We start from the raw sequence: 23837 nt of genomic DNA, 5'->3' as shown, positions 1-23837 counted from the left end.
TACCTAAACTTAGAATATGCTAAAGTAAAGAGATGAACACACCACAGCAGCTGCAGGTCAGCGCCGGGGAAGCCGCGGCCCTGTTAAAAGCAATGAGCAACCCCAACAGGCTGATGATTCTGTGCATGCTTTGCGACGCACCGCACGCCAGCGCCGGCGAGCTGGCGCGGATCACCGGCCTGAGCCCCTCCGCCACCTCACAGCATCTGGCGCGTATGCGCGACGAAGGCCTCATCGACAGCAGGCGCGAGGCGCAGCGCATCCATTACTTCATCACCGATCCCGCCGTCCAGCAGATTATCGCCACGCTGAAGGCCATCTATTGCCCTTAAGGAGCCGTCATGACTATCACCGCCCTTTCTCCCGAAGAAGCCCGGACGCAAATCGCCCGGGGCGCCAGATTAATTGATATCCGCGACGCCGATGAGTATGCCCGCGAGCACATTGCCAACGCCGAGCTGGTCCCGCTCAGCGCCCTGAACGGCGGCGCGACGCTGCACACCACCGCCGATGAGACGATTATTTTCCACTGCCAGGCCGGCTCGCGGACGCAAAACAACGCCATTCGCCTGCTGGCGGCGGCCGCTCCGGCGCAGGTCAGGCTGCTGGCCGGCGGCATTCAGGCCTGGAAAGCGGCGGGCCTGCCGGTCACAGAAGATAAATCGCAGCCGCTGCCGCTGATGCGTCAGGTGCAGATCGCAGCCGGCGGGCTAATACTTCTCGGCGTGGTGCTGGGATACGGCTTCAGCAGCGGCTTTTTCCTGCTGAGCGCGTTGGTCGGTGCCGGGCTGACCTTCGCCGGGATCACCGGCTTTTGCGGTATGGCGCGGCTGCTGGCGGTGATGCCGTGGAACCGACGCTGATATCTACTCCCTCAGGTCAGTTGTCTCCTGCCGTTCGGCTGAGCTATGGTTAATATCCGCAATCGCGACGCAGGGTCACGGCAGGTAGCAGGATGAGGCGTCGGATTATTCATGCAGAGGAGAGAGATAATGTATTCACCTGGCGATCTGGTACAGCCGCGAACGGGCGGTCCAAAGCTTAAAGTGGTGGCCGTCAACGACGATCAAATTGTCGCCGTGCAGGCCAGCAACGAGCAGGGCGAGAAATTTACCCTCAAAGCGATCGACGTTACGCCCTATACCGAAGACGGCGATTTCGGCGTTTGCTGATATTTACGGTGGGTCACCCCACCGTTATTTCCCCTGGCGCAGAGAGCCTGTCGCTGCGGGGATAAATATTAAATCAGGAAGCTCTCGAGGGTTTTACCCGCAGAGAGGGCCCGGGCGATCGGCTTCGGCATGCGGCCCTGGCCCGTCCAGGTTTTTTCCAGACCGTTAAAATCGATAAAACGATATTTTGCCGGACGCGGCCGCCGCGCTTTCGTTCCCGGCGATGTCTTCTGGCCCAGCAGCTCATCAGGCGTAATGCCATCGGCCATCATCAGCTCCAGCCAGGTGCTAATTTTTTCCTGATATTCAGCTTTCTGCGCATGCTCAGCCTGCTGCTGGGTACGTTTTTCTTCAGTGACGATCCTGAGTTTTTCCAGCATATCGTCAAGAGCGTCAATGGAGAATTCACGCGTGATGGTCCGCAACGAGCGGATATTATTCAGTTTCTGTAACATTAAAGACATAAATTTTCAAAAAACTCCGGATAACAAATAAAACAAAATTACGTGACCATCTTAATAGCTGAGATTATTTATTACCACCTTTAATATCCCCGTATAAATATAGAAAGATAATCCCGTTGTGAATTCATTTATACACGACCCAGGCGGCAGGCTTTTACGGGCTGGGTTCAATATAGCACCAGCCGCTGCGAGTTATTCAGATTAGCGTAACGGCAAACCGCCCGCAGAAATTACTCTTCAGGGTGCGGCGATGCGCAACAGGAATATCCCTGAGCCGCGCGCCTGCTCCGTCATGCGTATATAGTGGGGATGCGCAAAGCCTTAGCATAATATCGCCATGGGCGAAGCGCGCGACGTCGGCCGGGGCCTGCATAAGCATTCATTAATGACGAATGAAAAAAAACGTCCATAACAGCATCTTATGCTGAGTTACGCGTCAGAAATAGCCAAATAAATCTAAAAGTGATGAGCATCACGCTTCTCTGCGAAGATCGCGCTAACTAAGGGCTACCCCATCGGCATTATCTTTTTCGCAACACAACCATAACAATATTAACCTATTGATAATTAACAATAAAAACGATGACCAGCATAAAACTAACGAAACGCTCAGCGAACAGCCTTCCACAGAGTATTTTATAGACAAAAAGCCATTAAATAAAAATTTGCAGCTAGTTGCCACCTTCAAGCCAGAGATATAACCTACTCGCATCATTACAGGCAGCCCAAAAACGCTATAACAGCGCGCATTTTTTGGCGTAACAGACTTTATTTTCGAGGAGCGTACCGATGTTCTCTGCGCAGTCCCGCTTGCGTCATGCGGTAGCAGACACCTTTGCGATGGTCGTGTACTGCACCGTCGTAAACATGATGATCGAGATTTTCCTCTCCGGAATGACTTTTGAGCAGTCGTTATCTTCACGTCTGGTGGCGATTCCGGTAAACATTATTATTGCGGTGCCCTACGGTTTTTACCGCGACCGCGCGATGCGCCTGGCGCGCCATATCAGCCCTTCAGGCTGGATGAAGAATGTTGCCGACGTTGTCGCCTATGTGACCTTCCAGTCGCCGGTGTACGTCGCGATTCTGTTTGTCGTGGGTGCCGACTGGCATCAGATTGCCGCGGCGGTGAGTTCGAATATCGTCGTTTCAATGCTGATGGGTGCGGCGTATGGCTACTTTCTTGATTACTGCCGCCGTCTGTTCCGCGTCAGCGCCTACCGCCAGGCCAAGGCCTGAGCCGGTGACCAACCAGCGACTGGCCCGCGCCAGTCGCTCACTGTATCCACTTCCTTGTTATCATCTCTCAGCGGTAATTTGCCCGCACGTTAATGCGGAAATCCGCCGGTTAACTATGGGACATCGTCGGCTGCGCTTCGCCAAATAAGCCACTCAGAAAGCGCTCAAGCGCAATACGAGAGCTGAATCCGTGTGGAATACCATAATGCTGCTGCGCATCACCGGCTAAATAGAGCGGGAACTGCTCGTAATGATCGCAGGTCTTGATATCCGAAGCGGGGTCCGCCAGCGTATTGCTGCGCTCTTTCAGCGCCGGATGAATAATTAAAGCGGTACGCCCCATGCGCGCTTCGCGGTTCACATAAACATAATTATCGCCACGGCGATAGCCGTACGCTTTTTGCGTCACAACATCCATGGTGAAGCCGGCTTTTTCAAGAACACGCGCCACCTCATCGGGTCTTAAATACATACTCATTCCTCGTTATCTTTTACCGCACATTTACCTTACCTTATTCTTGATTGGCAGGGCTTTCGGAAAATTCCAGAAACCACGATTTAAAGCATAATTCAAAATCTTGTCCTACACTTAATGGCTCTACCCTAAATAATTCTGGTTGCAATACGACAGCAGCGTAGGCACAACCTTAAGTATGGCGGGTATCGATGATATTAAGGGAGAAATCAATGGCCAACCGTGTGAATCGCAACAATGTAGATGAAAGCGCTGAGGATATTCATAACGATGTCAGCCAATTAGCGGATACGCTGGAAGAAGTGCTGAAATCGTGGGGCAGCGATGCAAAAGACGAAGCGGACGCTGCGCGCAAAAAGGCGCAGGCATTGCTGAAAGAGACCCGCGCGCGCATTAACGGTAACAACCGCGTACAGCAGGCCGCCCGTGACGCCGCCGGCTGCGCCGATACCTACGTGCGTGACAAACCCTGGCAGAGCGTCGGCGCCGCCGCCGCCGTTGGGCTATTTATTGGCGTATTGCTGAATTTACGTCGATAATATAAACGTAAGACGAAGATAACAAATACGCGTCAACCCCTGTATGCCGTCGGTATGCAGGGGTTTTTTATTTCCCGCCGATAGCCTGCCTGAGCTGACGCACGAGGTCAGCGGCCATCTCCGGGGAGGTCAGATTGGTAAAACTCACCAACAACCCTCCCTCACCGCGGCTCTGCATCCGCCAGTCGCTCAGCGCCTGAACGTCCAGCCCCGCCTCTCTTGCCCGCCGCGCCAGCAGCCGGTCGTCATCGCGCGTCGCAATAACCAGCTGAATGCCGCCCAGCTGCGGAACCACCGCAAAGCCGGCGGCCGCCAGCGCCGACTCCAGCCACTGACGGCGCAGGGCGTAGCTGGCGCGCATTTTTTTCAGATGGCGCCAGAAATGACCTTCCTGAATAAAATCGGCCAGCGTCTGCTGCCACAGCGTCGGAACGCTGCAGCTCATCAGCTCCGCCTGGCGACGAAATGCGTCAACCTGCGGCGGGGGAACCACCAGCCAGGCGGCGCGCAGCGCGGGAAAGAGTGATTTGCTGAACGTTCCGCAGTAGATCACGCGCTGCGGGGCATCGAGGCTTTTCAGCGGCGGCAGCGGCTTGCCCCGATAGCGAAATTCGCTATCGTAATCATCTTCGATAATCCAGCCGTCGTTTTGCGCCGCCCAGGCCAGCAGCTGCCTGCGCCTCTCAAGCGAGAGCGCAACGCCGGTCGGGCTTTGGTGAGCGGGCGTCAGCAGCGCGAAGTGCGCCTTTGGAAAGCAGCGCAGCGCGTGCACCACATCCATTCCTTCATCATCGACCGGGACCGGATTAATGGCCACGCCTTGCCCTGTGACCACCGGACGGATCAGCGGAAAGCCGGGGTCTTCCATCCACATGGTCTGCCCGGGCCGTGCCAGAGTGCGCAGGATCAGCGTCATCGATGCGGCATAGCTGCCGGTTACCAGCACCTGCTCCGGCTGGCACTCAATGCTGCGCGAGAGGCGGAGATAATCGACAATCGCCCGGCGAAGGATCGGTTCACCGCAGGGCTCTCCCGGCGCCAGATCGAAACGGGTTTGCGTGCGCAGGCGTCGGCCCATCACCCGCGCCCACAGGCCGCGCGGGAAAAGATCCAGCGCCGGCAGGCCCATTTTAAACGGCAGGGGCACGGCCGGCTCGCTGCCGGCCGCCAGGCGCGTCGGCGCCGCCTGCTGCGGGCTGAGACGCTCGCTGACGAAGGTTCCCGCCTGGCCGCGCCGCTCAAGCCATCCCTGAGCCACCAGCTCACCCCAGGCGTTTTCCACCGTCGCCCGCGATACGCCGAGCTCCTGAGCGTAGACCCGGCTGGCGGGCAGGCGGCTGCCTGGAGGCAGCTCGCCGCGCTCAATGGCGGATTTCAGCTGCCGGGCGATACGCTGATAGTGCGGCGCTTTTTTGGCTTCCATCATGGTCTGCTTTTTCCATTAAAATATGGCTATCTTTTGCAGTCCATTATAGTGCTATTTTGGCTGCCGTCTTAGAGACTATCTCACCCGACGTCGCCGTTGACGTCCGCCCGGGACCCCGTGCAGCCTAAGGGATAGCTCTTCATGTGGAGAGAAAAATGAACACACTGCGTCAGCCCTATAACGAACTGAGTCCGGAAGTCTATAACGCGCTGGTACAGGCGAAAGTTGCGCTGGAAAAAAGCGAGCTCGACGGCACGCTGCTGGAGCTGGTTTACCTTCGCGTTTCGCAGATTAACGGCTGCGCCTTCTGCCTCGAGATGCACAGTAAAGCGCTGAGAAAATCCGGCGTCGCCCAGGGCCGCCTCGACGCGCTGGCCGGCTGGCGGGTAAGCGCCCACTTTGATGCCGCAGAGCGCGCGGCGCTGGCGTGGGCGGAGTCGGTAACCCACATCGCCAGCAGCCATGCTGAAGATGACGTTTATCTGCCGCTGCTGGATCATTTTAGCCCGCGTCAGATAAGCGATTTAACCTTCGCCATCAGCCTGATGAACGCCTTTAACCGTCTTGCCGTCAGCATGCGCCTGTAGGTTTACGCCCGCCCTCCCCCGCCCTCGCAGGATCGCTCCGCGGGGGTCATCCTTATTTAAAAACGCTATATATTGCGTGGTTGAACTTTTTGACAACTACATCTAGTATTTCCTGAACAGTTAACCGATACCAACCGCTGCGCTTTTTGGCGCCGTTCTGTTATCTTAAATGGAAATACGAATCATGCGCATTACTATTTACACTAAAAATGACTGCGTTCAGTGCCATGCGACAAAGCGCGCCATGGAGAGCCGCGGGTTTGCCTTCGAGATGGTCAACATCGAGCAGCATCCCGACGCCGCAGAGATGCTGCGCGAGCAGGGATTTCGCCAGCTGCCGGTGGTGATTGCCGGCGAGACCCGCTGGTCCGGCTTCCGTCCGGATATGATTAATCGCCTGCGTCCCGTCGCGGCGGCCAGCGCATGAGCCTCATCGTCTACTTCTCCAGCAGCTCCGAAAATACGCATCGGTTCGTCCAGCGTCTGGGGCTGCCCGCGGTGCGCATTCCGCTTAACGAGCGGGAGCGGATCCAGGTAGACGAACCCTATATTCTCATCGTCCCCAGCTACGGCGGCGGCGGTACCGCAGGCGCCGTGCCGCGCCAGGCGATCCGCTTTTTAAACGATCCCCACAATCGTCAGTTCATTCGTGGCGTCATCGCCGCAGGCAACCGCAACTTCGGTGACGCCTACGGCCGGGCCGGCGACGTTGTCGCGCAGAAATGCAGCGTGCCGTACCTCTATCGCTTTGAGCTGATGGGTACCCCACACGATGTCGCTAACGTACGCAAAGGAGTAAGCGAATTTTGGCAACAACAACCGCAGAACGTCTAACCGCAGAGGCGCCGGATTTCCACGCCCTCAACGCCATGCTGAATCTGTACGACAGCAGCGGGCGGATCCCGTTTGAAAAGGACCGCCAGGCGGTGGACGCCTTTATGGCGACCCACGTCGAGGCCAACACCGTCGGCTTCGCCACGCAGAGCGACAGGCTGGCGTGGCTGGTTGCCGAAGGCTATTACGACGCCGACGTGCTGGCCCGCTACGACCACCGTTTCGTCCTCGCGCTGTTTGAGCAGGCCCACGGCTACCGTTTCCGCTTCCAGACCTTTCTCGGCGCCTGGAAGTTCTACACCAGCTATGCGCTGAAAACCTTTGACGGCAAACGCTACCTTGAGCACTTCGCCGATCGTACCTGCATGGTGGCCCTAAGCCTGGCGCAGGGCGACGAAACCCTGGCCCGCCAGCTGGCCGATGAGATCCTGAGCGGACGCTTTCAGCCAGCGACCCCGACCTTCCTTAACGCCGGCAAGCAGCAGCGCGGGGAGCTGGTTTCCTGCTTCCTGCTGCGCATCGAAGACAACATGGAGTCGATTGGCCGGGCGGTTAACTCGGCGCTGCAGCTCTCCAAACGCGGCGGCGGCGTGGCGTTCCTGCTGTCGAACCTTCGCGAGGCCGGCGCGCCGATTAAGCGCATCGAGAACCAGTCCTCGGGGGTGATCCCGGTGATGAAAATGCTGGAAGACGCCTTCTCCTACGCCAACCAGCTCGGCGCACGCCAGGGAGCCGGGGCGGTCTATCTGCACGCGCATCATCCGGATATCCTGCGCTTCCTCGACACCAAGCGCGAAAACGCCGATGAGAAAATCCGCATCAAAACCCTGTCGCTCGGCGTCGTTATCCCGGACGTCACCTTCCAGCTGGCGAAAGACGACGCGCAGATGGCGCTGTTCTCGCCCTACGACGTCGAGCGACTGTACGGTAAGGCGTTTGGCGATATCGCCGTCAGCGAGATGTACCCGCAGCTGGTCGCCGACGAGCGGGTCAGCAAGCGCTGGATCCGCGCCCGCGATCTGTTCCAGCGGCTGGCGGAGATTCAGTTTGAATCCGGCTACCCGTACATCATGTTTGAAGACACCGTCAACCGCGCCAACCCGATTGCCGGGCGGGTCAACATGAGCAACCTGTGCTCGGAAATTTTGCAGGTCAACACCCCCTCGACCTTTGACGAAAACCTCGATTACGCCAGCGTCGGCCAGGATATCTCCTGCAATCTCGGCTCGTTAAATATTGCCCATACCATGGATTCGCCCGACTTTGCGCGCACGGTTGAAGTCGCCATTCGCGGCCTGACGGCGGTGTCCGATATGAGCGACATTCGCTCGGTGCCTTCGGTGGCGGCGGGTAACGCGGCTTCTCACGCCATCGGGCTGGGGCAGATGAATCTGCACGGCTATCTGGCGCGGGAGGGCATCGCCTACGGCAGCCCGGAGGGGCTGGATTTCACCAACCTCTATTTTTACACCGTGACCTGGCATGCGCTGCACACCTCGATGCTGATGGCGCGCGAGCGCGGCGAGCGTTTCGCCGGCTTCTCCCGCTCGCGCTACGCCAGCGGCGACTATTTCCAGCAGTATCTGCAGGGCGACTGGCAGCCGAAAACGGCGAAGGTCCGCGAGCTGTTCGCCCGCGCCGGTATCGCCCTGCCCGACCGCCAAATGTGGCAGCAGCTGCGCGAGGACGTGATGCGTTACGGGATCTATAACCGCAACCTGCAGGCGGTGCCGCCCACCGGCTCGATCTCCTATATCAACCACGCGACGTCGAGCATCCATCCGATCGTCTCGAAGATAGAGATCCGCAAAGAGGGCAAGACCGGGCGGGTTTACTATCCGGCGCCGTTTATGACCAACGACAACCTGGCCCTGTACCAGGACGCCTATGAGATTGGCCCACAAAAAATTATCGACACCTACGCCGAGGCCACACGACATGTCGATCAGGGGCTCTCTTTAACGCTCTTTTTCCCCGATACCGCCACCACCCGCGATATCAACCGGGCGCAGATTTACGCGTGGAAAAAAGGCATTAAGACGCTCTACTACATCCGCCTGCGCCAGCTGGCGCTGGAAGGTACCGAAATTGAGGGCTGCGTGTCCTGCGCGCTGTAAGGAGAACCCGATGACCCATCTATCGCGCATTAGCGCCATTAACTGGAATAAGATTCAGGACGACAAGGACCTGGAGGTGTGGAACCGCCTGACCAGCAACTTCTGGCTGCCGGAGAAGGTGCCGCTGTCCAACGATATCCCCGCGTGGCAGGCCCTCAGCCCGATGGAGCAGCAGCTGACCATCCGCGTTTTCACCGGCCTGACGCTGCTCGATACCATTCAGAACACCGCCGGCGCGCCGGCGCTGATGAACGACGCCCTCACCCCGCATGAGGAGGCGGTGATGTCGAATATCAGCTTTATGGAGGCGGTGCACGCCCGCTCCTACAGCTCGATTTTCTCCACCCTGTGCCAGACCAAAGACGTCGACGCCGCCTACGCCTGGAGTGAAGAGAACGCCCCGCTTCAGCGCAAAGCCAAGCTGATGCTGGAGTATTACCGGGCGGACGAGCCGCTGAAGAAGAAAATCGCCAGCGTCTTCCTCGAATCCTTCCTCTTCTATTCCGGATTCTGGCTGCCGATGTACTTCTCCAGCCGCGGCAAGCTGACCAACACCGCCGACCTGATTCGCCTGATCATCCGCGACGAGGCGGTGCACGGCTATTACATCGGCTACAAATATCAAAAGGGGCTGGAAAAAGTCAGCGCCGAAAAGCGGGAGGAGCTGAAGAATTTCGCCCTCGACCTGCTGATGGATCTCTACGATAACGAGCTGGCCTATACCCAGCAGCTGTACGCCGACAGCGGCTGGGCTGAGGAGGTCACGGCCTTCCTGTGCTACAACGCCAACAAGGCGCTGATGAACCTGGGCTATGAGGCGCTGTTCCCGGCGGACATGGCCGCGGTCAATCCGGCGATCCTCGCCGCGCTCTCGCCGAACGCCGATGAAAACCACGACTTTTTCTCCGGCTCAGGATCGTCCTACGTGATGGGTAAAACGGAAGAGACCGCCGACGCCGACTGGGACTTTTAACCTTACTTTCACCAGGAATATATTCACTCAATTCCTGGTGATCTATTTCACATTATTTCTATTCATCACACCATTATCCGTTCTGCTATTCTCGCGAAATCTGCCTGTCATATTCATCCCAAACCCCACAGTTTTGGCAATAATTACCCGGTGAATGTTAAAAATATTACCGCTGCGCAATCAACGCTCAGCCCTTATATCACGGGGAGTGCGCCGGCATTGGCCCCGCGCCATATCGGCCATTCGTGGACATTGAGGGTTGTCACAGAATCTGAGTATGTTAGGGTGTAAAAAGGTAATTATCTCCACCAGGTACCATATCGACATAATACAAATAACGGGAAACTTTCTATTGCATGGCAATTAAATTAGAAATTAAGAATCTCTATAAGATATTTGGCGAGCATCCACAGCGAGCGTTCAAATATATTGAAAAAGGATTTACCAAAGAACAACTGCTGGAAAAAACGGGGCTTTCACTTGGCGTCAAAGATGCCAGTCTGACCATTGAAGAAGGCGAGATATTCGTCATCATGGGGCTTTCCGGTTCGGGAAAATCCACCATGGTTCGCCTTCTCAATCGCCTGATTGAACCCACCCGCGGACAGGTGCTGATTGACGGCGTGGATATCGCCAAAATCTCAGAATCCGAGCTGCGCGAGGTGCGCAGAAAAAAGATCGCAATGGTTTTTCAATCGTTTGCGCTCATGCCGCACATGACCGTGCTGGACAATGCCGCCTTTGGCATGGAGCTGGCGGGTCTTTCCACCCAGCAGCGCCAGGAGAAAGCGCTGGAGGCGCTGCGCCAGGTCGGTCTGGAAAACTACGCACACGCTTATCCGGATGAACTCTCCGGCGGGATGCGTCAACGCGTCGGGCTTGCCCGCGCGCTGGCGATTAACCCCGATATCCTGTTAATGGATGAAGCCTTCTCGGCCCTCGATCCCTTAATTCGCACCGAAATGCAGGATGAGCTGACCAAATTACAGGCCAAACATCAGCGCACCGTGGTCTTTATTTCCCACGATCTTGATGAAGCTATGCGCATCGGCGACCGGATTGCCATCATGCAAAATGGCGAGGTTATTCAGGTCGGGACTCCCGATGAAATCCTCAATAATCCGGCCAATGATTATGTGAAAACCTTCTTCCGCGGCGTCGATATTAGCCAGGTATTCAGCGCCAAAGATATTGCCCGCCGTAGCCCGGTTGGCTTAATTCGTAAAACGCCGGGCTTTGGCCCCCGTTCGGCGCTGAAATTACTCCAGGATGAAGACCGCGAATATGGTTATGTAATTGAGCGCGGTAATAAGTTTGTCGGCATTGTCTCCATTGATTCGCTGAAATCCGCGCTGAGCGAAGGTCAGGGAATTGACGCGGCGTTACTCGACTCCCCGCTGGCGGTGGATGCGCAAACGTCGCTTAGCGACCTGCTCTCCCACGTAGGCCAGGCACCGTGCGCGGTGCCGGTTGTGGATGAAGGGCAACAGTATATCGGCATCATTTCTAAACGAATGCTGCTGCAGGCTTTAGATCGCGAGGGGGCAAACAATGGCTGATCAATCTAACCCGTGGGATACCGCACCGGCGGCGGATAGCGCCGCACAATCTGCCGATGCCTGGGGCACTCCGGCCGCCGCACCTGCCGACGGCGGCGGTGCAGACTGGCTGACCAGCGCCCCGGCGCCGCAGCCGGAACATTTCAACATTATGGACCCGTTCCATAAAACGCTGATCCCGCTGGACAGCTGGGTGACGCACGGTATCGACTGGATAGTGATGCACTTCCGTCCGCTGTTCCAGGGGATCCGCGTGCCGGTTGACTATATACTCAGCGCCTTCCAGCAGCTGCTGTTAGGGATGCCCGCGCCGGTGGCGATTGTGATATTCGCCCTGATCGCCTGGCAGATCTCCAGCGTCGGCATGGGCGTCGCCACGCTGATCTCGCTGGTGGCTATCGGCGCTATCGGCGCCTGGTCGCAGGCGATGGTCACCCTGGCGCTGGTGCTGACCGCCCTGCTGTTCTGTATGCTGATCGGCCTGCCGCTTGGGATCTGGCTGGCGCGGAGCCCGCGCGCGGCCAAAATTATTCGTCCGCTGCTTGATGCCATGCAGACCACGCCGGCGTTCGTCTACCTGGTGCCCATCGTTATGCTGTTCGGGATCGGTAACGTTCCAGGCGTGGTGGTGACCATTATCTTTGCCCTGCCGCCCATCGTGCGTCTGACCATTCTGGGGATTAACCAGGTGCCGGCGGATCTGATTGAAGCCTCGCGCTCCTTCGGCGCCAGCCCGCGCCAGCTGCTGTTTAAAGTTCAGCTGCCGCTGGCGATGCCGACCATTATGGCCGGGGTCAACCAGACGCTGATGCTGGCGCTGTCGATGGTGGTAATCGCCTCGATGATCGCCGTCGGCGGTCTCGGCCAGATGGTACTGCGCGGGATCGGCCGCCTTGATATGGGCCTCGCAAGCGTGGGCGGCGTCGGGATTGTTATCCTCGCCATCATTCTTGACCGCCTGACCCAGGCCGTTGGGCGCGACTCGCGCAGCCGCGGCAGCCGCCGCTGGTACACCACCGGCCCGCTGGGGCTAATCACCCGTCCCTTCAGTAAATAATCATCTCATTGCCCGGCGGCATTGCGCCTGCCGGGCCAGCAGTCATCCTTTCTTATTTATGAGGAACAACGATGCGACATACAGCGATTCTTGCCACAGCGTTCACCGCTCTCATTTCTACCGGCGCCGTTGCCGCCGACCTGCCGGGTAAAGGCATCACCGTCAAACCGATTCAGAGCACCATCACCGAAGAGACTTTCCAGACCCTGCTGGTCAGCCGCGCGCTGGAGAAGCTGGGCTACACCGTCGATAAGCCGAGCGAAGTTGACTATAACGTCGGCTACACCTCGCTCGCCTCCGGCGACGCCACCTTTACCGCCGTTAACTGGCAGCCGCTGCATGACGATATGTACGCCGCGGCAGGCGGTGACAAGAGCTTCTACCGCGAAGGCGTTTTTGTGAACGGCGCGGCGCAGGGCTACCTGATTGATAAGAAAACCGCCGAGCAGTATCACATTAAATCCATCGATCAGCTGAAAGACCCGAAAATCGCCAAACTGTTTGATACCAACGGCGATGGCAAGGCCGATCTCACCGGCTGTACGCCGGGCTGGGGCTGTGAAGCGGTGATTAACCATCAGATTGATGCCTATGGCCTGAGCAACACCGTGGTGCACAACCAGGGTAACTATGCCGCGATGATGGCCGATACCATCGCCCGCTATAAAGAAGGCAAGCCGGTGATTTATTACACCTGGACGCCGTACTGGGTCAGCGACGTGCTGAAGCCGGGTAAAGATGTGGTCTGGCTGCAGGTGCCGTTCTCCTCCCTGCCGGGCGTGCAGAAGAACATCGATACCAAACTGGCTAACGGCGCCAACTACGGCTTCCCGGTGAGCACCATGCACATTGTGGCGAACAAAGCCTGGGCCGAGAAAAACCCGGCGGCGGCGAAGCTGTTCAGCATCATGAAGCTGCCGATTGCCGACATTAACGCCGAGAACGCGATGATGCACGAAGGTCACGCTTCAGAAGCGGATATCCAGGGCCACGTTGACGGCTGGATCAAAGCCCACCAGCAGCAGTTTGACGGCTGGCTGAAAGAGGCGCTGGCGGCGCAGAAATAATCTGCCCTCGTCATATTGCCATGCAGCTCCGGCGCGCATCATGCCGCCGGAGGTTCCCGGGTTGTGCCTTCTGCGCCCTGCCCGGGTACCGCCTCCTGTGTTGTTGTTCCAGCAAATCTTCTTCGCTCCCGCCGACTCCCTATCTCCCGTCACCCATGTGCGCTAACCTACGAACGGGCAAAGAGATTTCTCTTCTGGCTATAGGTTTAACGTATCAATTTTAGTCAATAATTCATTTGATTTATTTGTCACAATAGTTATTATATCGGCTGTAATTAATGAGGTCATACCCAAATGGATAGTTCGTTTACTCCCATTGAGCAAATGCTCAAATTCCGCGCCAGCCGTCACGAAGATTTCCCTTTCCAGGAGATTCTGTTAACTCGCCTCTGCATGCACATGCAAGGTAAGCTACTGGAAAATCGCAATAAAATGCTGAAAGCGCAGGGAATTAACGAGACATTATTTATGGCGTTGATAACCCTGGAATCTCAGGAAAACCACAGCATTCAGCCCTCTGAGCTGAGCTGCGCCCTGGGGTCATCACGCACCAACGCCACGCGCATTGCCGACGAGCTGGAAAAACGCGGCTGGATTGAACGCCGTGAAAGCGATAACGATCGCCGCTGTCTGCATCTGCAGCTTACCGACAAAGGTCATCAGTTTTTGCGCGAGGTTCTGCCTCCGCAGCACAACTGCCTGCATCAGCTCTGGTCTTCTTTAAGCACCAGCGAAAAAGATCAGCTCGAGCACATCACCCGTAAACTGCTTGGTCGTCTTGACCAGATGGAAGAAGACGGTGTGCTTGCGGAGTCACTGCGCTAGGCGCGGAACCGCTCGAAATCTTTCTGAATTGACAAGGAAAAACAGACCAGGCCAGCAGATCTTCTGCTGGCCTTTCTGATAAACAGGTCGGCCCAGCCGATGTAAAATAATAAGATCGTGGAGAATAACATGAGCGCAAATGCGGAGAGCCAAATCCCGCAGCAACCGGGCAGCAAGAAAGGGAAGCGCAAGGGCGCCCTTCTGCTGCTGACATTGCTCTTTATTATTGTTGCCGTGGCATATGGGATTTATTGGTTTTTGGTACTGCGTCATTATGAAGAGACCGATGACGCGTATGTGGCAGGGAATCAGGTGCAGATTATGGCCCAGGTGTCCGGCAGCGTGACGAAAGTCTGGGCCGACAACACCGATTTTGTGCAGCAAGGCGATACGCTAGTTACCCTCGATCAGACCGATGCCCAGCAGGCGTTTGAGAAAGCGCAAACCCAGCTGGCCGCCAGCGTGCGGCAAACCCGCCAGTCGATGATCAACAGTAAGCAGCTGCAGGCCAACATCGACGTCAAAAAAACTGCGCTCTCGCAGGCGCAAACCGACCTCAACCGCCGTATCCCTCTGGGCGCCGCTAACCTGATTGGCCGCGAGGAGCTCCAGCACGCTCGCGATACCGTCGCCAGCGCCCAGGCCGAGCTCGACGTGGCGGTGCAGCAGTTTAACGCTAACCAGGCCATCGTTCTGGGGACACCTCTCGAGCAGCAGCCTGCCGTTCTGCAGGCGGCCACCGACGTCCGTAACGCCTGGCTGGCCCTGCAGCGTACGCAGATCGTCAGCCCGATTAGCGGCTACGTTTCCCGCCGTTCGGTGCAGCCCGGCGCGCAGATAAGCCAGACCACTCCGCTGATGGCGGTCGTGCCAGCAACTAATCTGTGGGTCGACGCCAACTTTAAAGAGACCCAGCTGGCGCATATGCGCATCGGCCAGCCGGCTACCGTCATCAGCGATATTTACGGCGACGAGGTGAAATACACCGGTAAGGTCGTGGGGCTGGATATGGGGACCGGCAGCGCCTTCTCCCTGCTGCCGGCGCAGAACGCCACCGGGAACTGGATTAAAGTCGTCCAGCGTCTGCCGGTACGTATCGAGCTCGATGAGAAGCAGCTGGCGGCGCACCCGCTGCGTATTGGCCTCTCTACGCTGGTTGAGGTGGATACCACCAACCGCGACGGTGAGATGCTGGCGAACGAGACGCGCAAGTCTCCGGTGTATGAAAGCAATGCCCGTGAAATCGCGCTCGACCCGGTAAACAAACTGATCAACGGCATCATCCAGGCTAACGCCGGATAATTCGGGGTGAGCGTAATGCAACAGCAAAAACCGCTGGAGGGCGCGCAGCTGGTCATCATGACCATCGCGCTGTCGCTTGCGACCTTCATGCAGGTGCTGGACTCCACTATCGCCAACGTGGCTATCCCAACCATCGCCGGTAACCTTGGCTCATCCCTGAGCCAGGGCACCTGGGTGATTACCTCGTTTGGGGTGGCCAACGCCATCTCCATTCCGATAACCGGTTGGCTGGCAAAACGCGTGGGGGAAGTGAAGCTGTTCCTGTGGTCGACGGTGGCGTTTGCTATCGCCTCCTGGGCCTGCGGCATGTCCAACAGCCTGACGATGCTGATTTTCTTCCGCGTGATTCAGGGGATCGTCGCCGGTCCGCTGATCCCGCTATCGCAGAGCCTGCTGCTCAGCAACTACCCGCCGGCAAAACGCTCCATCGCCCTGGCGCTGTGGTCGATGACGGTTATCGTGGCGCCAATCTGCGGGCCGATCCTCGGCGGCTATATCAGCGACAACTACCACTGGGGCTGGATATTCTTTATCAACGTCCCGATCGGTATTGCCGTGGTGGTCATGACGCTGCAAACCCTGCGCAGTCGGGAAACCCGCACCGAGCAGCGGCGCATTGACGGCGTCGGGCTGGCGCTGCTGGTGATTGGTATCGGCAGCCTGCAGGTGATGCTCGATCGCGGCAAGGAGCTGGACTGGTTCGCCTCCACGGAGATTGTCGTCCTGACGGTGGTAGCGGTGGTGGCCATCAGCTTCCTTATCGTCTGGGAGCTTACCGATGACAACCCGATAGTCGACCTTTCGCTATTTAAGTCGCGAAACTTCACCATCGGCTGTCTGTGCATCAGCCTCGCCTATATGCTCTACTTCGGCGCTATCGTTCTGCTGCCGCAGCTGCTGCAGGAGGTCTACGGCTACACCGCGACCTGGGCGGGTCTGGCGTCGGCGCCGGTGGGGGTGATCCCGGTTATCCTCTCGCCAATTATCGGCCGCTTTGCCCATAAGCTCGATATGCGTCGGCTGGTGACCTTCAGCTTCATTATGTATGCGGTGTGCTTCTACTGGCGCGCATGGACCTTCGAACCGGGGATGGACTTCGGCGCCTCGGCCTGGCCGCAGTTTATCCAGGGCTTCGCGGTGGCCTGCTTCTTTATGCCGCTGACCACCATCACCCTTTCCGGCCTGTCGCCGGACAGGCTGGCGGCGGCTTCGAGCCTGTCGAACTTTACCCGTACGCTGGCGGGCTCTATCGGTACCTCGATAACCACCACCATGTGGACCAACCGCGAGGCGCTGCACCATGCGCAGCTCACCGAGTCGGTCACGCCCTACAACCCTAACGCTCAGCAGATGTATGACCAGCTGCAGGGCCTGGGGATGACCCAGCAGCAGGCGTCCGGCTGGATAGCCCAGCAGATAACCAACCAGGGGCTGATTATTTCCGCCAACGAAATATTCTGGGTCTCGGCGGGTATCTTTATCCTTCTGCTAAGCCTGGTGTGGTTTGCCAAACCTCCGTTCAGCGCGGGCGGCGGCGGCGGTGGGGCTCACTAGCGTTAATACTAAGGGATCTGCGGATCCCTTTTTTATTGGCGGAGAAATACGCCCGCCTGTCCACTTTGCGCTAGTTTCTGTCCACTTCGCTAAAGCGCCCCGCTCCCCTTGTCGTGCAGGATAAAGATCCAACCCAAGGAGCTCATCATGCTGAAAAATCCTCACCAAAAGTATCGCCCCTCGCCGGTCATATCCCTGCCCGACCGCCGCTGGCCGGACCGGCAGATCGCCCACGCGCCGCGCTGGCTCTCTACCGACCTGCGCGACGGCAACCAGGCGCTGGCGGAGCCGATGGACGGCGCGCGCAAGCTGCAGTTCTGGAACCTGCTGCTGGAGTGCGGATTCAAAGAGATTGAAGTCGCGTTTCCGTCCGCATCGCAGACCGATTTCAACTTCGTTCGCCAGCTGATTGAGGAGCAGCGTATCCCCGAGGACGTCACCATTCAGGTGCTGACCCAGGCGCGGGAGGATTTAATTCTGCGCACCTTCGAAGCGCTGCGCGACGCCCACAGCGCCACCGTGCACCTGTATAACGCCACCGCGCCGCTTTTCCGCCGGCTGGTCTTCGGCATGGAAAAAGCGCAGGTGGTTGAGCTGGCGACCCGCGCCACCCGGCTGATCCGCGAGCAGTGCGAACGGCAGCCGCAAACGCGCTGGCAGTACGAGTACTCGCCGGAAACCTTCTGCTTTACCGAACCGGAGTTTGCGCTGGAGATCTGCGAAGCGGTGGCGGAAATCTGGCAGCCCTGCGCCGAACGCCCGATGATTATCAACCTGCCCGCTACCGTGGAGGTCAACACCCCCAACGTCTATGCCGATCAAATCGAGTATTTTTGCCGTCACTTCTCACGACGCGCCGACGTCTGCATCAGCGTCCACCCGCATAATGACCGCGGGACCGGCGTTGCCAGCGCCGAGCTGGCGGTGATGGCCGGCGCCGATCGCGTTGAAGGCTGCCTGTTTGGTAACGGCGAACGCACCGGCAACGTCTGTCTGGTCACCCTCGCCATGAATCTCTACAGCCAGGGCGTCGACCCTCAGCTCACCTTCCCGGAGATGAAGCGGGTCGTTGAGATCGTCGAGAACTGCAACCAGCTGCCGGTTCACCCGCGTCATCCGTGGGCCGGAAGCCTCGCCTACACCGCCTTTTCCGGCTCGCATCAGGATGCGATTAAGAAAGGCTTCGACGCGCGTCGGCCCGGCGAAGTTTGGCAGATGCCCTACCTGCCCGTCGACCCGCAGGATATCGGCTGCAGCTATGAGGCGGTTATTCGCGTCAACAGTCAGTCGGGTAAGAGCGGCAGCGCGTGGTTGATTGAGCAGAATCACGGCTTAAAGCTGCCGCGCATGCTGCAGCAGGATTTCAGCCTGCACGTGCAGCGCGAAACCGATAGTCACGGCAAGGAGATGACGCAAAACGCCCTGTGGCAGCTGTTCCGCGAGCGCTACGGCCTGGTGGCGGTACCGCCGCTGACGCTGCTGGATTATAAAAGCGACAGCCAGCAGGACGGCCAGCTCTCGCTGCAGGCGACGCTCAGGGCCTACGGTGAGACCCGCAGGCTGCAGGGGCACGGCAACGGGCTGCTCTCTGCCGCGGCAAACGGGCTGAGCGCGCTGCTTAAGCAACAGTTTGTGATTAAAGATTATCACGAGCATACCCTCGGCGAGCGCAGCGACAGCCGTTCGGTGGCCTATATCCGCTGCGTCTTCCCGAATGGCGACAGCCGCTGGGGGGTCGGAGTCGATAACGATGTCGCCCGCGCCTCGCTGCAGGCGCTGTGCAATGCGCTCAGCGGCGGCCATCACTCCGGCGAGCGGAAGTAATCGCTGGGAGCCATCCCCATCACCCGGCGGAACATGGCGCTGAAGGCGCTGTGGCTGCCGTAGCCAAGGTCCAGCGCCACCCGCAGGACCGACTGTCCCTGCGCCAGGCGCACCAGCGCTTCCATCAGCTTCGCCCGGCGCACCCATTCGCTCCAGGTCAGCGTGGTTTGCTGCTGGAAGTGGCGGCTGAGCGTCCGCTCGCTCATATTGCTCTCTTTTGCCGCCTGGAGGCTGCTCCAGGCGTCGCCCGGCGTTTCGCGAACCTTTTGGCACAGCCGGCGCAGCGCCTCGCTTTGCGGTTCGATCAGGCCAAACGGCAGTACGGTCATGCCGCGGATCTCATCAAGAATTAATTCATAGACGCGCTCGTCGCGGCTGCCGGGATCGTAGCGTTCCGCCAGCGTCAGCGAGGTGACGATCAGTTCGCGCAGCAGCGGGGAGATCTGCACGATCTGGCACGATGACGGCAGATCGGCGCGGGCAAGAGGATCGATAAACAGCGTGCGCGCCGCGACTTTGCCGGTGATTCGCAGCGCGTGGGGCGTCCCCGCTGGCAGCCACACCCCGCGCCCCGGCGGGACCACCCAGTAGCCCACCGGCGTCTCTACCCGCACCACGCCGCTCAGGATATGCAGCAGCTGGACGCAGTCGTGCTGATGCCACGGCTCGCTATCGCCATGGGCGTAATCATGGGCAAAGGGCACCAGGGAACGATGCTGAAAGGAGAAGCGGGAGGTCGTCGTCATCGCGGCGTGAGGATATCGGCCCGACGCAAGCGCCGGGCCGTGGCAGAAGCACTAGATGTGCAGTTCTTGCAGCGTTTCTTTCGGCAGCGCCAGCTCGTCATTGCTGTTGATGCGCACGTCGCGCTCAAGGATATGACGCGCGATGTCCTGAGCTTCTTCCAGCGAGTGCATGGTGTAGGTGCCGCACTGGTAAACGTTGAGCTCGGGGATCTGGTTCTGCTCTTTGACCTTCAGCACGTCGGCCATCGCCGCTTTCCAGGCATCCGCTACGCGCTGCTCGTCCGGCGTACCGATCAGGCTCATATAGAAGCCCGTGCGGCAGCCCATCGGAGAGATGTCGATAATTTCCACACCCTTACCGTTGAGGTGGTCGCGCATAAAACCGGCGAACAGGTGCTCAAGCGTGTGAATGCCTCTTTCCGGCATCACTTCCTGATTCGGTATGCAAAAACGCAGATCGAAAACGGTAATTTCGTCGCCGTGCGGCGTGTTCATTTTCTTCGCGACGCGCACCGCAGGGGCTTCCATTCGGGTATGGTCGACTGTGAAACTATCTAACAACGGCATTCTTCACCTCCGATAGTGATTTTTTTTAAAATAAAATGAACTCTTTTTACACCCGCTAGTCTGAGTATGTGAAAGACGCGCATTTATTATCATCATCATCCCTGAATCAGAGATGAAAGTTTGGCCACATTGATGTGGCCTTTTTCTTTTGTACCGCTTTTAGCTACGCATGTCTCGCTAACAGAGCGGCAAACGGTTCGCTATCTTCCGCTTCTATCTTCTGCTGACGCACGACTGACGCTTCACGCTCGGTAATGAAATCCTCTTCGCGTAAAATCTCCAGCGGCTCTTCGCGCAGCATCGTACGATATCGATCGGCCAGCTCCCTACCGGTGCCGCCAATCCCTTCTTCAAGCATAGAACGCAGAATGCGCGCTGAGAAAGTTAATTCCGGATTGTCGAAGCTGGCAACCAGCTCGTCGCACACCTGCTGATAGGCGTCGCCGCCGTGAATGCCGTCCAGAATCTGCGCAACGCGGCGCAAATCGCGGAACAGGTCTTTACCCACCTTAGCCAGCGGGAACTGCGCGCTTTCGCAGCCAATTCCCAGCGTCAGGCCCGGCTTACGCCCTTCAAGGATCACCCGGTTCCAGTTTGTGCGCGTACACAGCAGCTCGTCGCTGCTCATTTCCGGCGCATCGGCCAGCACGCACCAGACCATAAACAGATCGAGGAAGCGCACCTGCTGCTCGTCAACGCCAATCGGCGAGAACGGGTTGATATCCAGTGAACGCACTTCGATATATTCGATACCGCCGCGCAGCAGCGCGTCAGACGGCGTCTCGCCGCTGCGGGTCACGCGTTTCGGGCGAATGGGCGCATAGAGTTCGTTTTCAATCTGCAGGATGTTGCTGTTAATTTGCAGGTGCTTACCGTCTTTCTCGAGGCCAATTTCCGCATACTCTTGCGACGGCGTTTTAATCGCCCGCTTCAATCCTGCCACATACTCCTGCAGATCGTTAAACGTAATTCCGAGATTGCTTTGCGACTTATTGGTATAGCCGAGGTCGCTCAGACGCAGGGAGGTCGCGTACGGCAGGTAGTACATGCCGTTTTCCGCTTTCTCAAACGGCAGCGTGGTCGGTTTCCCCTGCAGGAAAGAGGAGCAGATTGCCGGAGATGCGCCGAACAGGTACGGGATCACCCAGCCAAAGCGATAATAGTTGCGGATCGAGCGGAAATAGCCCGCCGAAATCGCCTCTTTCCCACTCTCTTCATCCTCAACGCCGCACTTCGCCTGCCAGAACGCCATCGGCAGGGAGAAGTTGTAGTGCACGCCGGAGATGGTTTGCATCAGGGCGCCATAGCGGTTTTTCAGCCCTTCGCGATACAGCGTTTTCAGACGGCCGATGTTCGAGGTGCCGTACTGCGCCAGCTCGATATCCTGGCCCGGGGCAATATAGCAAGGCATGCTCAGCGGCCACATCCGCTCATCGCCGAGATGGCGGGCGGTATAGCGATGAACATCGCGCATAAAGGTGAGCATGTGCTGAATATCGCCATCAACCGGCGTAATAAACTCCAGCAAAGCTTCGGCAAAATCGGTGGTAATCCATTTGTGGGTCAGCGCCGAACCCAATGCCTGAGGATGGCCGGTAGTGGCCAGCGAGCCGTCGGCGTTAACGCGCAGCGTTTCGCGCTCAAGGCCGCGATGAATGCCCTTTAGCGCCTGCGGATTTTTTTCCAGCCAGGCCAGCGCCTGTGATACGTCCGGGATCAATTTGACCTCCCGCCTGTCGAAATCATTTGAATAAGCATAATTGTAATGGTGACCATCCAGGTTATTCCAGCAAAGGTTATTGTTACCGCCTGCCGGGAGTGCCTCAGCTCCACAATTAGTGCCACCATGTCATGCCCTGAAGCGTGACCAGCGCAATGACGATATAGCGTAGCGCTTTACCAAGGCATAAAAAAAAGAGCACTGGTCCCCAGGAAATGCGCATCCATCCCGCCAGTAAACACAGCAAATCGCCGATCACCGGCGTCCAGCTTAATAATAATGTGACCGCGCCGTAGCGCTTTAGCCAGCCGGATGCCCTCTCCTGCCAGCGCGACGTTTTGCGCAGCGGAAACAGGCGCCCCAGAATAACGTTAGTTACCCCTCCAAGGCTATTGCCGATTGTTGCTATTAATACCAGCGCCCACGGTTGACTCGCTCCCGTTAGTAGCATAGCAACCAGCACAACTTCCGAGTTACCGGGAAGCAGCGTGGCGCTGAGAAAGCTACTGGCAAACAGCGATATCAGCGATAGCGCGTCGCTCACAGCAGCCGAACGTCGACAGCATCCATCCCCGCGCGCCGTGCGGCCTGCAGACCGAAGTCCGCGTCTTCAAACACCACGCATTTTTCCGGCGCAACACCCATGCGCTCGGCGCACAGCAGGAAGGTATCAGGAGCAGGCTTGTGGTTGGTGACGTGATCGGCGGCAATCACCGCTGAGAAGTAGTGACGCAGGCCGAGATGGGCCAGCAGAGCCTCCGCAACGGCGCTTTCGCTGCCGGTGCCAACCGACATCGGGCGGCGGCCGTGCCACTCTTTGACCACCTCAATCAGCGGTAAGGGACGCACGCTATCCAGCAGCATCGCCTTGACGGCGTTGGTTTTTTCCAAAGCCAGGCGATGGGGATCGACATCCGCCTTGTTCAGCTCGATAATGACCTGGGCAATACGCCAGGTCGGAGAACCGTTGAGTGCGACCATCGCCTGCTCGTCGAAACGCATTCCGTAACGACCCAGAACCTCGCGCCAGGCCTTACGATGCGTCGGCTCGGTATCAAGGATTGTGCCATCCATATCAAAGATAAGTCCTGCGTAACGTTCGTACATCGTGTTCTCACAAACCGGTTAAGGAACGATTACTTTATCGCAAAAGGCGCATATTGTCGCGGGCGGAGGCGGGGGCAGAAGCAGCAAAGGCGCCACAGGGCGCCTTTATCATAGCGGTGCACCGGCTTATTTGATTTTCAAATCATTCTCAACCAAACGAACGCCCTGCACTCTGCGGGTCACCTCTACGGCGCGATTCGCATCGGTCTGCGACGAAACAAAGCCGCTCAGCTGAACGCGTCCTTTGAAGGTCTGCACGCTAATTTCAGAGGATTTAATCTCTTTTTCGTTAAACAGCGCGGTTTTGACTTTGGTGGTCACGACGGTGTCGTCGATATAGCCACCGGTACTTTCCTTAGTGGACGATCCGGCACAGCCAGCCAGAGATACGGCTACCAGAAGCGTCGCGCAAAAGGCAGGTATTGCTTTGAACCATTTCATGGATTTCTCTCCTTGCACTCATCTCACCCGAATCAGGTCGATATACAGGGGTAAATTATAGTGGAAAGAGCAACTTGCCAATATAAAAAGTACAGAAGAGCGTACGGAAATGGCAAAACAACGGTGCCTGACGGGGAAATTTGGCGACAAGGTTTGCGAACGCGGGGCTATTTCACAGACCGTGAAGTTACTGTATCGCTGTTATTTTGGAGAAGATGGTGCTGGCGATGATTTCGCAGAAC

Annotated in this window: 26 protein-coding genes; 17 read left to right on the top strand and 9 right to left on the bottom strand. The window is 57.8% G+C overall.

The features are described from left to right. The first annotated feature begins 32 nt into the window (after positions 1-32). The 3 genes from RTE01_RS21150 to RTE01_RS21140 all read left to right on the top strand — a co-directional run bounded on the left by RTE01_RS21150 (position 33) and on the right by RTE01_RS21140 (position 1172). Positions 33-332, top strand: a complete 300-nt coding sequence (locus tag RTE01_RS21150; protein ID WP_041146840.1) for an ArsR/SmtB family transcription factor — start codon at positions 33-35, stop codon at positions 330-332. A gap of 9 nt (positions 333-341) precedes the next feature. Beyond that, positions 342-863 carry a rhodanese family protein gene (locus RTE01_RS21145; protein WP_115192073.1) on the top strand — a complete coding sequence of 174 codons (522 nt, stop codon included), beginning with the start codon at positions 342-344 and terminating at the stop codon, positions 861-863. 129 nt (positions 864-992) lie between these two features. Further along, positions 993-1172 (top strand): hypothetical protein, encoded by a 180-nt coding sequence (locus RTE01_RS21140; RefSeq protein ID WP_041146842.1) that lies wholly within the window; start codon positions 993-995, stop codon positions 1170-1172. 68 nt (positions 1173-1240) lie between these two features. Here the strand turns inward: RTE01_RS21140 and stpA are convergent, their stop codons facing one another. Continuing rightward, entirely contained in the window at positions 1241-1636 is a 396-nt protein-coding gene (stpA, locus tag RTE01_RS21135; protein ID WP_041146843.1) for a DNA-binding protein StpA, read from the bottom strand. Between the two features lie 789 nt (positions 1637-2425). Here stpA and alaE point away from each other — a divergent pair. After that, positions 2426-2875, top strand: a complete 450-nt coding sequence (gene alaE / locus RTE01_RS21125; RefSeq protein ID WP_041146844.1) for an L-alanine exporter AlaE — start codon at positions 2426-2428, stop codon at positions 2873-2875. 109 nt (positions 2876-2984) lie between these two features. Here the strand turns inward: alaE and RTE01_RS21120 are convergent, their stop codons facing one another. After that, positions 2985-3347: a DUF2002 family protein gene (locus tag RTE01_RS21120; protein WP_041146845.1), complete on the bottom strand. Its 363-nt coding sequence runs from the start codon at positions 3345-3347 to the stop codon at positions 2985-2987. Positions 3348-3562: 215 nt separating this feature from the next. On the opposite strand from RTE01_RS21120, the gene RTE01_RS21115 reads away from it, so the two are divergent. Next, positions 3563-3889: a DUF883 family protein gene (locus tag RTE01_RS21115; protein WP_041146846.1), complete on the top strand. Its 327-nt coding sequence runs from the start codon at positions 3563-3565 to the stop codon at positions 3887-3889. 67 nt (positions 3890-3956) lie between these two features. Here RTE01_RS21115 and pdxR read toward each other — a convergent pair whose 3' ends face one another. Further along, positions 3957-5312: a MocR-like pyridoxine biosynthesis transcription factor PdxR gene (pdxR, locus tag RTE01_RS21110; RefSeq protein WP_134528617.1), complete on the bottom strand. Its 1356-nt coding sequence runs from the start codon at positions 5310-5312 to the stop codon at positions 3957-3959. Positions 5313-5470: 158 nt separating this feature from the next. Here pdxR and RTE01_RS21105 point away from each other — a divergent pair, with 158 nt between their 5' ends. The 12 genes from RTE01_RS21105 (at position 5471) to leuA (ending at position 19014) form a co-directional block, all read left to right on the top strand. Next, positions 5471-5902 carry a carboxymuconolactone decarboxylase family protein gene (locus RTE01_RS21105; RefSeq protein WP_041146847.1) on the top strand — a complete coding sequence of 144 codons (432 nt, stop codon included), beginning with the start codon at positions 5471-5473 and terminating at the stop codon, positions 5900-5902. Positions 5903-6086: 184 nt separating this feature from the next. After that, entirely contained in the window at positions 6087-6329 is a 243-nt protein-coding gene (gene nrdH / locus RTE01_RS21100) for a glutaredoxin-like protein NrdH (RefSeq protein WP_041146848.1), read from the top strand. Further along, positions 6326-6736: a class Ib ribonucleoside-diphosphate reductase assembly flavoprotein NrdI gene (nrdI, locus tag RTE01_RS21095; protein ID WP_041146849.1), complete on the top strand. Its 411-nt coding sequence runs from the start codon at positions 6326-6328 to the stop codon at positions 6734-6736. The genes nrdH and nrdI overlap by 4 nt, the downstream gene beginning before the upstream one ends. Beyond that, positions 6709-8853, top strand: a complete 2145-nt coding sequence (nrdE, locus tag RTE01_RS21090) for a class 1b ribonucleoside-diphosphate reductase subunit alpha (protein ID WP_141335336.1) — start codon at positions 6709-6711, stop codon at positions 8851-8853. The genes nrdI and nrdE overlap by 28 nt, the downstream gene beginning before the upstream one ends. Before the next feature lie 10 nt (positions 8854-8863). Further along, positions 8864-9826, top strand: coding sequence for a class 1b ribonucleoside-diphosphate reductase subunit beta (gene nrdF, locus RTE01_RS21085; protein WP_134527354.1), 963 nt, complete (start codon positions 8864-8866; stop codon positions 9824-9826). Positions 9827-10182: 356 nt separating this feature from the next. Beyond that, entirely contained in the window at positions 10183-11385 is a 1203-nt protein-coding gene (proV, locus tag RTE01_RS21080; protein ID WP_041146852.1) for a glycine betaine/L-proline ABC transporter ATP-binding protein ProV, read from the top strand. Continuing rightward, positions 11378-12442, top strand: a complete 1065-nt coding sequence (gene proW, locus RTE01_RS21075) for a glycine betaine/L-proline ABC transporter permease ProW (RefSeq protein WP_076946065.1) — start codon at positions 11378-11380, stop codon at positions 12440-12442. Before proV ends, proW begins: the two co-directional genes overlap by 8 nt. 71 nt (positions 12443-12513) lie before the next feature. Further along, a complete protein-coding gene (proX, locus tag RTE01_RS21070; RefSeq protein ID WP_041146854.1) occupies positions 12514-13509 on the top strand; it encodes a glycine betaine/L-proline ABC transporter substrate-binding protein ProX in 996 nt (331 codons plus the stop codon). Positions 13510-13803: 294 nt separating this feature from the next. Beyond that, positions 13804-14334 carry a transcriptional repressor MprA gene (gene mprA / locus RTE01_RS21065; RefSeq protein WP_041146855.1) on the top strand — a complete coding sequence of 177 codons (531 nt, stop codon included), beginning with the start codon at positions 13804-13806 and terminating at the stop codon, positions 14332-14334. Between the two features lie 129 nt (positions 14335-14463). After that, a complete protein-coding gene (gene emrA, locus RTE01_RS21060; protein ID WP_041146856.1) occupies positions 14464-15636 on the top strand; it encodes a multidrug efflux MFS transporter periplasmic adaptor subunit EmrA in 1173 nt (390 codons plus the stop codon). A 15-nt stretch (positions 15637-15651) separates the two neighbouring features. Beyond that, positions 15652-17190: a multidrug efflux MFS transporter permease subunit EmrB gene (gene emrB, locus RTE01_RS21055; protein WP_041146857.1), complete on the top strand. Its 1539-nt coding sequence runs from the start codon at positions 15652-15654 to the stop codon at positions 17188-17190. Positions 17191-17337: 147 nt separating this feature from the next. Beyond that, entirely contained in the window at positions 17338-19014 is a 1677-nt protein-coding gene (gene leuA, locus RTE01_RS21050) for a 2-isopropylmalate synthase (RefSeq protein WP_134527357.1), read from the top strand. Here leuA and RTE01_RS21045 read toward each other — a convergent pair. The 6 genes from RTE01_RS21045 to RTE01_RS21020 form a co-directional block, all read right to left on the bottom strand. Beyond that, positions 18993-19760, bottom strand: a complete 768-nt coding sequence (locus RTE01_RS21045) for an AraC family transcriptional regulator (protein ID WP_041146859.1) — start codon at positions 19758-19760, stop codon at positions 18993-18995. The genes leuA and RTE01_RS21045 overlap by 22 nt on opposite strands. Positions 19761-19811: 51 nt before the next feature. Next, entirely contained in the window at positions 19812-20327 is a 516-nt protein-coding gene (luxS, locus tag RTE01_RS21040; RefSeq protein WP_071844968.1) for an S-ribosylhomocysteine lyase, read from the bottom strand. Between the two features lie 163 nt (positions 20328-20490). Then, positions 20491-22047, bottom strand: coding sequence for a glutamate--cysteine ligase (gene gshA, locus RTE01_RS21035; RefSeq protein ID WP_115192067.1), 1557 nt, complete (start codon positions 22045-22047; stop codon positions 20491-20493). 115 nt (positions 22048-22162) lie between these two features. Further along, entirely contained in the window at positions 22163-22591 is a 429-nt protein-coding gene (locus tag RTE01_RS21030; RefSeq protein WP_041146862.1) for a YqaA family protein, read from the bottom strand. Further along, the gene (gene yqaB / locus RTE01_RS21025; RefSeq protein ID WP_134527360.1) at positions 22588-23154 is read right to left on the bottom strand and encodes a fructose-1-phosphate/6-phosphogluconate phosphatase; all 567 of its coding nucleotides are present in this window, start codon (positions 23152-23154) and stop codon (positions 22588-22590) included. The genes RTE01_RS21030 and yqaB overlap by 4 nt, the downstream gene beginning before the upstream one ends. 126 nt (positions 23155-23280) lie before the next feature. After that, entirely contained in the window at positions 23281-23595 is a 315-nt protein-coding gene (locus RTE01_RS21020; RefSeq protein WP_041146864.1) for a BON domain-containing protein, read from the bottom strand. Between the last annotated feature and the right edge of the window lie 242 nt (positions 23596-23837).

Origin of the sequence: Klebsiella terrigena, assembly GCF_006539725.1 — a bacterium.
GTDB classification, from domain to species: Bacteria; Pseudomonadota; Gammaproteobacteria; order Enterobacterales; family Enterobacteriaceae; genus Klebsiella; species Klebsiella terrigena.
Note: the sequence above shows the minus strand (reverse complement) of the source record. Positions and strands in the feature narration are given on the sequence as shown.